The 10,173-nt window shown below is 64.3% G+C and carries 17 protein-coding genes; 8 read left to right on the top strand and 9 right to left on the bottom strand.

Translation table 11 applies throughout. From position 1 onward, the window contains the following. The coding region (locus VN856_RS18625; protein ID WP_325691682.1) for a hypothetical protein at nucleotides 1–84 on the top strand (84 nt) is incomplete at its 5' end. Nucleotides 85–94: 10 nt separating this feature from the next. Here VN856_RS18625 and VN856_RS18620 read toward each other — a convergent pair. The 5 genes from VN856_RS18620 to VN856_RS18600 all read right to left on the bottom strand — a co-directional run bounded on the left by VN856_RS18620 (nucleotide 95) and on the right by VN856_RS18600 (nucleotide 3,221). Next, a complete protein-coding gene (locus tag VN856_RS18620; protein WP_325691678.1) occupies nucleotides 95–544 on the bottom strand; it encodes a hypothetical protein in 450 nt (149 codons plus the stop codon). Nucleotides 545–854: 310 nt separating this feature from the next. Further along, the gene (locus VN856_RS18615) at nucleotides 855–1,400 is read right to left on the bottom strand and encodes a GNAT family N-acetyltransferase (protein WP_325691676.1); all 546 of its coding nucleotides are present in this window, start codon (nucleotides 1,398–1,400) and stop codon (nucleotides 855–857) included. Then, complete coding sequence (locus VN856_RS18610; protein ID WP_325691674.1) at nucleotides 1,388–1,894, bottom strand: hypothetical protein; 507 nt, start codon at nucleotides 1,892–1,894, stop codon at nucleotides 1,388–1,390. The genes VN856_RS18615 and VN856_RS18610 overlap by 13 nt, the downstream gene beginning before the upstream one ends. A gap of 67 nt (nucleotides 1,895–1,961) precedes the next feature. After that, a complete protein-coding gene (locus VN856_RS18605; RefSeq protein ID WP_325691672.1) occupies nucleotides 1,962–2,675 on the bottom strand; it encodes a Clp protease N-terminal domain-containing protein in 714 nt (237 codons plus the stop codon). Between the two features lie 60 nt (nucleotides 2,676–2,735). Then, the gene (locus VN856_RS18600) at nucleotides 2,736–3,221 is read right to left on the bottom strand and encodes an SRPBCC family protein (protein ID WP_325691670.1); all 486 of its coding nucleotides are present in this window, start codon (nucleotides 3,219–3,221) and stop codon (nucleotides 2,736–2,738) included. A gap of 84 nt (nucleotides 3,222–3,305) precedes the next feature. Between VN856_RS18600 and VN856_RS18595 the strand changes: the two genes are divergently transcribed. Genes VN856_RS18595 through VN856_RS18585 form a run of 3 tightly spaced genes read left to right on the top strand, consistent with a single transcriptional unit; the run spans nucleotide 3,306 to nucleotide 5,219 of the window. Beyond that, a complete protein-coding gene (locus tag VN856_RS18595) occupies nucleotides 3,306–3,671 on the top strand; it encodes a DUF732 domain-containing protein (RefSeq protein WP_325691668.1) in 366 nt (121 codons plus the stop codon). Nucleotides 3,672–3,692: 21 nt separating this feature from the next. Next, complete coding sequence (locus VN856_RS18590) at nucleotides 3,693–4,067, top strand: DUF732 domain-containing protein (protein WP_325691666.1); 375 nt, start codon at nucleotides 3,693–3,695, stop codon at nucleotides 4,065–4,067. 57 nt (nucleotides 4,068–4,124) lie between these two features. Beyond that, on the top strand, nucleotides 4,125–5,219 hold the full coding sequence (locus VN856_RS18585) for an LLM class flavin-dependent oxidoreductase (protein WP_325691680.1): 1,095 nt from the start codon (nucleotides 4,125–4,127) through the stop codon (nucleotides 5,217–5,219). Between the two features lie 84 nt (nucleotides 5,220–5,303). Here VN856_RS18585 and VN856_RS18580 read toward each other — a convergent pair whose 3' ends face one another. After that, complete coding sequence (locus VN856_RS18580) at nucleotides 5,304–5,675, bottom strand: hypothetical protein (RefSeq protein WP_325691665.1); 372 nt, start codon at nucleotides 5,673–5,675, stop codon at nucleotides 5,304–5,306. A 203-nt stretch (nucleotides 5,676–5,878) separates the two neighbouring features. Here VN856_RS18580 and VN856_RS18575 point away from each other — a divergent pair, with 203 nt between their 5' ends. Further along, nucleotides 5,879–6,175 (top strand): DUF732 domain-containing protein, encoded by a 297-nt coding sequence (locus VN856_RS18575; RefSeq protein WP_325691663.1) that lies wholly within the window; start codon nucleotides 5,879–5,881, stop codon nucleotides 6,173–6,175. A 36-nt stretch (nucleotides 6,176–6,211) separates the two neighbouring features. Here VN856_RS18575 and VN856_RS18570 read toward each other — a convergent pair whose 3' ends face one another. Further along, on the bottom strand, nucleotides 6,212–6,628 hold the full coding sequence (locus VN856_RS18570; RefSeq protein WP_325691661.1) for a hypothetical protein: 417 nt from the start codon (nucleotides 6,626–6,628) through the stop codon (nucleotides 6,212–6,214). A 183-nt stretch (nucleotides 6,629–6,811) separates the two neighbouring features. Here VN856_RS18570 and VN856_RS18565 point away from each other — a divergent pair, with 183 nt between their 5' ends. Continuing rightward, nucleotides 6,812–7,153 carry a GlsB/YeaQ/YmgE family stress response membrane protein gene (locus VN856_RS18565; protein WP_325691659.1) on the top strand — a complete coding sequence of 114 codons (342 nt, stop codon included), beginning with the start codon at nucleotides 6,812–6,814 and terminating at the stop codon, nucleotides 7,151–7,153. Between the two features lie 67 nt (nucleotides 7,154–7,220). On the opposite strand, the gene VN856_RS18560 is transcribed toward VN856_RS18565, so the two are convergent. Continuing rightward, complete coding sequence (locus tag VN856_RS18560; RefSeq protein WP_325691657.1) at nucleotides 7,221–7,478, bottom strand: hypothetical protein; 258 nt, start codon at nucleotides 7,476–7,478, stop codon at nucleotides 7,221–7,223. Nucleotides 7,479–7,726: 248 nt separating this feature from the next. Here VN856_RS18560 and VN856_RS18555 point away from each other — a divergent pair, with 248 nt between their 5' ends. After that, nucleotides 7,727–8,098 (top strand): hypothetical protein, encoded by a 372-nt coding sequence (locus VN856_RS18555; RefSeq protein WP_325691655.1) that lies wholly within the window; start codon nucleotides 7,727–7,729, stop codon nucleotides 8,096–8,098. A gap of 316 nt (nucleotides 8,099–8,414) precedes the next feature. On the opposite strand, the gene VN856_RS18550 is transcribed toward VN856_RS18555, so the two are convergent. Then, complete coding sequence (locus VN856_RS18550; RefSeq protein WP_325691654.1) at nucleotides 8,415–8,798, bottom strand: hypothetical protein; 384 nt, start codon at nucleotides 8,796–8,798, stop codon at nucleotides 8,415–8,417. A 187-nt stretch (nucleotides 8,799–8,985) separates the two neighbouring features. On the opposite strand from VN856_RS18550, the gene VN856_RS18545 reads away from it, so the two are divergent. Continuing rightward, nucleotides 8,986–9,426, top strand: a complete 441-nt coding sequence (locus VN856_RS18545) for a DUF732 domain-containing protein (RefSeq protein ID WP_325691652.1) — start codon at nucleotides 8,986–8,988, stop codon at nucleotides 9,424–9,426. Nucleotides 9,427–10,173: the final 747 nt, after the last annotated feature.

Raw genomic sequence — 10,173 nt, 5'->3', positions numbered from 1 at the left:
GAGATGCTGGCCGGCGGCTTTCGCAAGAAGTACCTGCGGGCCACGTCGCGGCTGCTGGCGCTGAGCGCGGCCGTCAACGCTTAGGCGACACACGTCACAGGGCGCCTCCTCCGGCATCGCCACCTCCGCCGCCTCCGGCATCGCCACCTCCGCCAAGCCCGCCGCCGCCGGCGTCGCCACCTCCGCCGAATCCGCCGCCGCCAAATCCGCCGCCGCCGCCGATGCCGCCTCCGCCAAATCCTCCGCCGCCGCCGATGCCGCCGGGTGCGCCGCCGCCGGGTGCGCCTCCGCCGGGTCCGCCGCCTCCGCCGGGTGCGCCTCCGCCGGGTGCGTCCTGTCCGCCTCCGCCGGGTGCGCCAGGTCCGCCGCCGGGTCCGCCGGGCGCGCCTCCGCCGGGTCCGCCGGGTGCGCCGGGTCCGCCGCCGGGTGCGCCTCCGCCGGGCGCGCCGCCTGGGTGATCACCTCCGCCGGGTCCGCCGGGGTGATCGGGTCCGCCGGGGTGATCGGGTCCGCCAGGGTGACCAAGATGATGGTCCGGTCCCACGGGGCCAGGCAGTGGCGAAACCGGATTAACGTGACATCCGTTCCAGTCCGGATTCGGGCCCCACCCCGGGTCCCACGACTCGCCCGGGCACCACTGGGAAAACGGCCCAGGTTGAGCCTGGGATTCGTCAGCAGCTACCAAGCCGACGCATGCCAAGCCGGCGAATGTTGCCGCGATTGCTGCCGCCGAACGCGCAAGATCCTTCATTCCTCTTGATTACTTAGGCTAACTGTATGTACGCGCTATATATGCGTCGGGAAACCTGTGGGCTTCGGCCGTGCGGCGGCGACGCGCTACGGGCATCGCTGAATCAGGCCACGCCCGACGGCCGGACCATGACGTAGTCGCTTTCGGTGTGAGCGCCCAACCGGAAGCTTCGCGTTCCGCTGACGGTAAAGCCGTGCCGCTTGTAAAACTGTTGAGCGCGTTCGTTTTTCTGGTTTACACCGAGCCATACGCAGCCGGCGCCCCATTCGGCGGCGGCCGCGAGGGCGGCGTCCATCAACGGTGTCGCCACGCCCCCGCCGTGGTGTTCCGCCAACACGTACATCTTGGAGATCTCGGCGGCCGGTCGAATGTCGACCGCCCGTTGCACCTCCGGATCGTCGCTGACGCCGTTAATCAGCATGGCGTAACCAATGATTCGGCCTTCGCGAGCGGCGGTGAGGATACGCCGCTGCGGGTGGGCGAGGTACTCGGCGAAACGCGCGTCGGACAGGTTGGCGTCGATGAACGACGCGACGTCGGCGAGCGCGACCGACGGGGGACAGGCCAGCGGAAAAGTGCGTGCCGCGAGCGCAGCCAATTCAGCAGCGTCGGCCGTACTCGCTGAGGAAATCCGGACTACAGGTTCCACTGCGCGAGATGGTAGCCCGTTTTCTTGTCCAGCAGAACAACATTGGCGACCGGGTCGCGGTAGGCCTCCCAGTACACCCCGCCGCGAACGATCGAGCCGGCCGGCGCATTGGCCAGCGCGGCATCCAGCGCATCGGGAGCGTCGGAGTTGCGGGACTTGTACGCGTCGCCGAACGGGGTGACCCCGTCGAAGGTGAAATCGGTCAGCATCTGATACGGGTTGGGCACCCGCACCGCGTGGATCGCCACGTCGGCGCGCACGACTGCGCTGTTGGGGAAGCTCTTGACCGGGATACCGACGCGGTTGTAGCCGAACCCGGGCGGCGGGTCGACGGGTTGCACGCTGCTGACGGTGATGTCGGCGATCATTTTCCCGGTGTCGACCCGCAACGTGTCGCCGAGATGGCCGATCGGTGCGTCGCCGGCCGACGCGCGGGGCACCGCGATCAGCGTGGCCGCGACGACGGTAATCACGGCAACCAGGTAGCGGCGCATCTTTCCTCCTCGACGACCATCGCATGATGGCATACTGCGGGGCTCACGTCGTCGGGTTGTACAACCCTCAGCTTTTCTTCCCTGCGGTCATTGATTCGAGCACAGCGGCCAGATCGGCCTCGGCGCGGTCCTTGTCGACGCCGGCCTGATGCAGCGAACCGCTGCCGTCTTCGAGTTCGAGTAGTGCAAGCAGAACGTGCTCGGTGCCAATGTAGTTGTGGCCCAGCCGAAGTGCTTCACGAAAGGTCAGCTCGAGCGCTTTGCGGGCCGTCCCGCTGAACGGGATCAGCGCCGGCACTTTGTCCGCAGCGGGCGGCAGCGTGATCGAGTCCCGCAGCGATTCTGGGTCGATGCGTTGGGCTCGTAGCAGTTTGGTGACCAGTGCATCGGGGTCGTTCAGCACCCCGAGTATCAGATGGTCCGGGGTGATCTCGTTGTTGCCGGCCTCGTGCGCGGCGTTCTGGGCGGCGACCACCGCGTTGCGGGCTCGGGGAGTGAAGCGCTCGAAGCCGCCGTTCGGGTCGAGCGTGGTGGTCTCGGCGCGCAACACGAAGCGCTTCTGGGCGGCCTGCTTGGTCACGCCCATGCTCTTGCCGATATCGGTCCAGGAGGCCCCTGATCGGCGGGCCTGGTCGACGAAATGCCCGATCAGGTGATCGGCGACTTCACCGAGGTGCTCGGCTGACAGGACCGCGTCGCTGAGTTGGTCGAGCACGTCGGTGTGCACCTTTTTGATGGTGGTGATCAGTTCGTCGAGTCGGACGGGATGGGATTGAACCATGTCGTCAACACTAGGTTGACGGAAGCGCATTCGTCAACTCCAAGTTGACGCGGGGCGGAATCAGCCCTTCGCGTAGCCTCGCCGGACCGTACGGTCCAGGATGCCCAGCGACGCCCGCAGCGCGCCTTCGGAAAGCACCGGGAAAATGCCGGCCTCCCGCCACTTCTCGTCGATCTGCGACCAGTCGTAGAACGACGTGACGACGGTGCCCTCGTTCTGCTCGTCGGGCTCGAGGCGGTAGCCGTAGACGTGGCCGAGCTGAGGTCGGATCTGCCCCAGAACCGTCCAGGCGATCAGCCGGTCCTGCTCGAATTCGCGGATGGTGACAGTCACGTCGTACTTGCCCAGATCCGGATAGTCGTTGAGGGACTCACGGTCCATGTGGACGACGAAGCTGTCGCCGGCGGCGGCAACGGACGCTCCGTCGGCGTCCTGCAACATCCCGGATGAATCGATGGCGACGTGACCTTGCGGATCGCAGAGAACAGCGAAGATATCGGCTGCCGGTGCGGAGATCGTGCGCTGGACTTCGAATCTGTCGGCCATTCGGTAGATCTTGGCAGCACGACCCTGTCCATGTGGCGGTTCGGTAGCCGCGACAAAGATGTCGACGTGCGCGACGATGTACAGATGAGACGTCCGCTGACGTTGCTGGTTGCAGCAGCCGCATTGAGCGTAGCGGTGACCGCGCATGCGAACCCCGGCCGCGCTGATCCGGGTCTGGATGCGAGTTTTCTCGACGCGCTGGTCAAGGCGGGCATCACCATCAAAAGCGAAGCGGGCGCGGTCAAAGCCGGCAAGGCGGCGTGCGGAATGATGGAGCAAGGTCGGCCGGAGCTCGATGTCGTCGGGCTCGTGACGAGGCAGAATCCCGGCTTGGACACGACCAGGGCGGCCCAGTTCACTGCGATCGCGGCCAGCGCCTACTGCCCGCAGTACCTGCAGCGCCCCGGTGGCAACGGTGGGGTGACGACCACCGTGCCCAACAACGGTTAGACGTTGCGCCATGATGGGGCGATGAGACGCCTTCTGGTGGTGCTTGGCATTGCCTCGTCACTGGGCAGCGCGATACCAGCGCATGCAGACCCGAATGTCGATGCGAGCTTCGTCGACGCGCTGACCAAAGCCGGCATCACCTTCAACGACTCAAGAAGCGCCATTAGTGCCGGCAAGACCGCGTGCGAGTTGATGGACCAGGGAAAGTCGCAAATTGACGTCGTTGCGCTTGTGACGCAGCAAAATCCGGCGATCAGCACGACGAGTGCCGCTAAATTCACCGCGATCGCGGCCAGTGCCTATTGCCCGCAGCACCTGCATCGCGCCACTGACAACGGGGGCAGCCCGTCGCCATCTCCCGGGGACGGGGTGGGAGTATCGGGCGGTCAGCAATAGGTCGACGGCTGCCGGGGGTCAATTGTGAAAGTCGGTTTGGCGGCGCAGGCGCTGCCCATGCGCTTTTCGCCGATGGCGGTGACGCGCAGTAGCTACCTGTCTGCGGTCGCGGGCCGTGCGGATTCGTTCTGGCTGGCCGATCATCTGAACTCGTTGTATCCGCGTTCGATGGCCAAGCCGAAATACATCGGCGCCGCCCGACTGGCACCAAAGGTCGATGCAAACCTCGAACCATGGACCGTCCTCGGGCATTTGGCTGCCCGAAATCGATTGGGGCGGATACGACTTGGAATCGGGGTGACCGACACCGGCCGGCGCAATCCCGCGGTCACCGCTCAAGCGGCCGCGACCCTGCATCTGCTGACGCGGGGACGAGCGATCCTTGGCATCGGGACCGGCGAGCGTGAGGGCAACGAACCTTACGGCGTGGACTGGGCTAAGCCGGTGGCGCGGTTCGAGGAGGCCCTCGCGACGATCCGGGCGCTGTGGAACTCCGGGGGCGAGCTCGTCACTCGCGACTCGCCGTTCTTTCCGTTGCACAACGCGGTCTTCGATTTGTGGCCGTACCGCGGTAAGTGGCCTGAGATTTGGATCGCCTCGCACGGACCCAGAATGTTGCGTGCCACCGGCCGATACGCCGACGCGTGGTTTCCCGCGGCGGTATTTTCGCCGACGGATTACGCCCGCGGATTTGAGGCGGTCCGCACCGCGGCGTCGGACGCCGGACGAGATCCGCTCGGAATTACCGGCGCGACTTTTTGCTTCGTCGTCACGGGCCGCAACCGCCACGAGGTCGACGAAGCGCTGGAGTCGACCGCGATGAAGACCTTCGTGTTGAACGCCCCCGCGGAATTGTGGGAGCGCCACGGCGTCGATCACCCGGTGGGCCACGGTTTCCAAGACCTCATCCCGCAAATACTCGACGAGGACAGCGTGCTGAAATACACATCAGACGTGCCGGTGTCACTACTCAAAGACGCTTGCCTGCAGGGCACGCATGACGAGATCGTCGACCAGCTAGCGGACTGGCGCGATCACGGGCTGAGCTATCCGGTCCTGCTGAACTTGAGTACCTTGCAGCCGAGCCTTCGCCGGGGTCTCGCCGCCGGGAACCCCTTCGCGAAGATCATTCGCGGCGTGCGCAAGTTGTGACGGGCTCGGTCCCCGCATTCGAATAGCTTTGTCAGAAAACAATTCTGATGTATTGATGGGCGTTAACGCTGAGATGCCGGGTGGCTACATCCTGACCCAGACCCACTGCTGGGAACCCTCATCCCAATTTGCGTGCATTCCTTGTGCCCACCACGGCGGGGGAGGCGGCGGCGGGACGTCGACCGGTGCGTACGGCGGTGCGTAGGCCGGCCGGACGACGTACCAGTCCGGCATCGCCGGCTGCGGATGGCACTCACCGGTCCAGACGTTGCGCGCCCAGGCGGGGTCGCACTTCGGTGAACTGGACACGCAATGTGAAGCCACACTCGGGTCGCACTGCGGCGAACTGCCTCCCGGCGCTGCGACCGTGACGGCCGACGTTGCGACCGCTGCGGCCGCCAGCGGAATTGACGCCACCGCGCCAGCGATGGCCAGACGGCCAAGAAATCCTGTCATGCCAGGCCTCCTGCGGATCGCGGTGCGCGACTTCACGCGTGCTCCAGCTTATGTGCTCAAGGCACGTCGCAAACCACAATTCGGCCGCCGTCGTGAAATGGGTCACCATCGCTGCAAATCGGGCAGACGACGGGGTACTCCGCTGTTGGTAGACGGTAACGGCCACTAAATCAGACGGTGACCTCGACACCAGCGAGGCTGACATGAGGCAGACCACTACTCACGGACACCGGATCTTCCGTTGGTCGATGTTTGCGGCCGGGGCCGCGATGTTCGCGGCATTGACGCTCCCGGCACCCGCGGAAGCCGCCACCATTGACTCCCGATTCGACATCTGCGCGGCGCTGCGCAACGGCACGAGTCTCGCCGCGATCGAAACCACCCTCGAAGCCCGCGGTTACAACGCAACAAACGCGGGCGTCCTCACCGGAACCACGATCCGTCAGCACTGCCCGGACCAAGCCGGCAACGCGATGGCCCAAGCGCAGAACGCGGCGTAACCCAGAACCACGAGACTCAGCCGAGGGCGTGGGGCTTTAGGGCTCGTTCAAGCGATCGATCGCCTGGGCCAGCGTGCTTTTGGTTCGCTCGAAAAGGCCCAACGTGTGCACGTCCATGGGCCCGCTGACCCGAAGGTTGACGTTCAGTTCCTTGAAACGCCGGTAGCGCATGATCCTCAGTTCGATGCTTTGAGGATCAGGGCCCGAGTCGCTATTCGCTGTATAGGTGACGGAGATCGATGCGGGCGTCTCCACGCGATCGAGGCAATCACGAAGATCAGCCCCGGCCACGGTGGCCTGGTCGTCCGAGTGGCCGACGTAGTAGTCACTCTTTGTGGCAGGTATCCCCAGCAATCCGGCGCACTGCGCGACGACGGGTTCCAGGGCGTCCCATGCAGCGACCACGTCAGTGCTGGTGACTTCCAATTCGGCCAGGTGGCTGGTGCTTGTCACGGCGTGATCGCCTCCTTCAGCAGCAGCATAGAGAACGGCGCGACCTGGTCGCTCATTCAGACGTGGACTACGACGATCCGATTGCCCCTGTCCTACTCAACATGTGTTTTATAGACCCGCCGGTTCGGGTAACCCGTAGTGCGAGAAGGTGTCCACTCGGGGCGCCGCTAGACAGGAGCTGAAATGATCGGATCAATCATCCTGGCCCTCATCGTGGGCGCGATCATCGGTGTGGTGGCGCGTCTCGTCATGCCGGGTAGGCAAGACATCGGCATGATCACGACGGTTCTGATCGGCGCCGCGGGCGGCCTGATCGGCTCAGCGGTGGCCAGCCAATTTGGATATCACAATGCAAATGGTGGAGTCGCGTGGATTCCGTTTTTCATCGGTGTCGCCGCCGCCGTCGTGCTCATCGCGATCTACGAATACGTGGTCGGTGGGCGTACCCGCACCGGCTTGATGGGTCGGCGCGGCGCCGGCTTGATGGGTCGGCGTTCGCGTACCAGGTTGCCGTTCGTTAGATAACCGGGCCAAGCCGGCCGAACCGCCGACCGGTTCGGCCGAGCTTGCTCTGACATGTGCTGCTTTCAACTCACGGCTGCGGAACGTATTGCTGGCACGGTCGAAGGTCGGCGCCGCCGGGGCAGAGCAGCGGCAGTTGCGTCCAGCCGCCGTAGGTGCCCGGCACGTCCCAGGTGTTTTGCAGCGGCCCGTTGTACTGCGGCGGTCCCTCGCAGTTCCAGTCGCCTTGGAACAGGCAGCGAGGCTCGGCGCCGGCCGGTGCCGCGCTGAAAACACCACCGAGCGCGAGTGTCGCCGCGGTAGCGGCAAAGAATAAGCGCATCAACATGATCTGACCTCTCTCCAGTGGGTCGGGACGCTACGCGTGCCCACCGACACCGACGCCTGATCGGCGCGTGATGTGGGGGGATTGGCCACCCCGCTGCCATCCAACACTGTGACTATCGTTGCGAGTTAAGCGAATTGATTAACTTGAGGCTTGGGGGTCGGTACCCACACAGCAGGGGCAATTCCACACGAATGGCGTATCTGCGAGGGTATTCTTTCGCGCCAGGGGGCAGGAGAGGAGCCCCACCCGTGATCAGCAAACCCGAAGACGCAACATGGATCGGACCCTGGGACGAGGGCCGGCGACTGTTTGACGGGCGCAGCTGGACAGTCGAGCACACGACTCATAACGGACGGCCTTACCCCATCACCGTCGCTGTCATCGGCACGCAATACGACGACGGGCGTGTCCAAAGACGCATCGTTGTGGACGTCCCTGGTGACGCAATCACGACAGCGGAGGCCCGTCAGGTGATTGAGGCGTTGACCGAGGCCGTTGCGATGGCAGACACCGAGGCGATAGTCCAGAACAGGTCGCGGCGGTCCGCCGCGCCTGGATCGGGCCGACCCGGAGAGTGGGAAGAGTGGGACGGCCCGATGACGTACTCAGACGTCGGCTAGGACGTTCCCGGGAAATCCCAGGTCCCCGTATCGGGTGACCAGGTGCCTGCACATGCCCTCGGCTGGACGCCGCAAATCGGCGGCAAGCTTCTCAGACCCCCGATCGTTGGTCCTGCCGGGGACTGGATCACGTAGGGCGGGGACGGTTCTGGTGTCGGATCAGCGCTAGCGGGCGACACAAATGTGCTAACCGCCGCAACCAGTAGGACGCCGATCGTGAGCAGTCTCATGGCTGGATGCTCGCATCGAGGTCTGACAGCTCGTCGGCTTACGTCGCCCACGACTGTTTGAGCTGATGTGCAGGCAAGGACGCGCCCTATTGGTTACAAACGGTCACGACGATAGGGCTTGCGCCGCCGCCGCTTCGCCTGCCGCTGTCGGTGCCAGGAATGGTGGCGGTGCTTCCTGGCGCGGCGGGCACGGTGCCCGAGGTGTTGGTGTGCGTGAGGTTGAACTCGCCGCCATCGACGGTTCGATGCCAGTTGACCGCACCATCCTGGTACCAGTACGTCACGTTGCTGTCGTAGGTGATGCCGAGATAGTTGGTGTCTTCATGGCTACTGGCGGTGAGTTGTGTTCCGTTGAGGGGCAAACAACCCGGGACGTTGGCGACCGCGACGGGGACAGCAATCGTCGCGGGCACGGCGATCAACACGGCTGACGCCGCGGCTGCGACAGTGGAGAGCTTGGTCCAGTCCATAAGTCGCTTCCCCTTCCGGACGACCAGGGCGGCGTCGCTGACCTATCGACCGTGAGACCCGCGGCGTTACATCAGTTCGCGCGGCAGGCGATACACACCGTGCCCAGTCCGTGCCTATGGACGTCATGTCGTCCCTCGGGTTGAATTAATACCGAGCAGATGGCACCGAAGAAATGGAAATCCCGCCGTGCGCACCGGCATCACCAGCCTCGCAGACGTTCTGGTTAGCGCCGCGGTGGTGCTGACCGCGGCAATTATCTGCGCCGGCGCGGCAAGCGCCGACCCAGGCCAGCAGGATCAGGAAGATCAGTTTGTGGCGCTGCTCGAACAAGATCAGGTTCCCCTCATCGATAACTTGCCTGCTCTCGTCGCCAGAGCCCATCAAATTTGTCGCGAACTCAATGGCGGCGCTTCGGTCTACAAGGTGGTAGACGAAGAGATGAACGGCATATTCGAGGACAACCCGGCTCTGCGCCAAGAGTCCGCTCGGGTTCATAGAACCGCGATCAGATTCATCGCCGTATCAGCGCAAGTGTACTGCCCAAGCCATCTCACGGATCCGTATGTGAGCGACGACGTCGGCTTCTCGGTCCTTGGTCCAGTGGCAAGGGTACGTCACGACACGTAGACGGGATTCGTTGTGGGGGAGGCGAATCCCCGCCGAACCAGTTGGCTCATCCGTTCAAAATGTATTACCGTGCCTGGCGAACGGGTTGAGATGCCTGCGCATCTCCACCCAGATAGCGCCGGTGCAGACGAGTGATGTGGGCCTGAGCTTCATTGACGTCTCGCCGCAATGCCGCGGCGTCTAACTGCCTGTCGTGTTTTTCGAGCCAGGTCATCTGGCTGATCATCTTGTCCCGTACTTCGCACAAAGCCCGGATCAGTTGAGCGGCCTGTACGGCATCCCGTTCCCCCACCGCGGGATTTTCGCATCTCTTGGCGCGCCACGCACATTGAGTCGGGCCGCTGCGAGGAGAGCGAGGCGGCACGATCAACCGTTCGGGTGTGGCTGGCGATCTGGTTCCAGTGGCCGCACCTACACGTGGGAAAACATCAGTAGCGGACTACGGACGCCAGTTGCACTGCGTCGCCGCACCATCGAACGGTGAGCCATTGGTCCCACTCCAAGGGGTCATTCAAACCGTTAAAGGGGAGACGAATGGGAAATGTATTGGAGATGCCGCGAGGCGAGCCGCGCCCTCCGGCCTGTCGGGAAGAGCGTCGCGTGACCGCCATGGCCGCCGCATACGACGCGCTGGACTCACTCATCATCGAACTCCACCAGCTCCGCGCCGACAACCGCAGGCTTAACCTCGAACTCGCCGCTGCACGCACCCAACGTGACAGCTCTTCCAGTGTCGATCCGCTTGCC

Origin of the sequence: Mycobacterium sp., assembly GCF_035603715.1 — a bacterium.
Classification (GTDB): Bacteria; Actinomycetota; Actinomycetes; order Mycobacteriales; family Mycobacteriaceae; genus Mycobacterium.
The sequence above is the reverse complement of the archived record's forward strand: the minus strand, read 5'-3'. Positions and strand labels throughout refer to the sequence as shown.

Excerpts from the sequence above, each read along its gene's own strand:
- VN856_RS18610 (WP_325691674.1), bottom strand. The coding sequence starts at position 1,894 with ATGCGCCGCTACCTGGTTGCCGTGATTACCGTCGTCGCGGCCACGCTG.
- VN856_RS18605 (WP_325691672.1), bottom strand. The coding sequence starts at position 2,675 with ATGGTTCAATCCCATCCCGTCCGACTCGACGAACTGATCACCACCATC.
- VN856_RS18600 (WP_325691670.1), bottom strand. The coding sequence starts at position 3,221 with ATGGCCGACAGATTCGAAGTCCAGCGCACGATCTCCGCACCGGCAGCC.
- VN856_RS18595 (WP_325691668.1), top strand. The coding sequence starts at position 3,306 with ATGAGACGTCCGCTGACGTTGCTGGTTGCAGCAGCCGCATTGAGCGTA.
- VN856_RS18590 (WP_325691666.1), top strand. The coding sequence starts at position 3,693 with ATGAGACGCCTTCTGGTGGTGCTTGGCATTGCCTCGTCACTGGGCAGC.
- VN856_RS18585 (WP_325691680.1), top strand. The coding sequence starts at position 4,125 with ATGCGCTTTTCGCCGATGGCGGTGACGCGCAGTAGCTACCTGTCTGCG.
- VN856_RS18580 (WP_325691665.1), bottom strand. The coding sequence starts at position 5,675 with ATGACAGGATTTCTTGGCCGTCTGGCCATCGCTGGCGCGGTGGCGTCA.
- VN856_RS18575 (WP_325691663.1), top strand. The coding sequence starts at position 5,879 with ATGAGGCAGACCACTACTCACGGACACCGGATCTTCCGTTGGTCGATG.
- VN856_RS18565 (WP_325691659.1), top strand. The coding sequence starts at position 6,812 with ATGATCGGATCAATCATCCTGGCCCTCATCGTGGGCGCGATCATCGGT.
- VN856_RS18560 (WP_325691657.1), bottom strand. The coding sequence starts at position 7,478 with ATGTTGATGCGCTTATTCTTTGCCGCTACCGCGGCGACACTCGCGCTC.
- VN856_RS18550 (WP_325691654.1), bottom strand. The coding sequence starts at position 8,798 with ATGGACTGGACCAAGCTCTCCACTGTCGCAGCCGCGGCGTCAGCCGTG.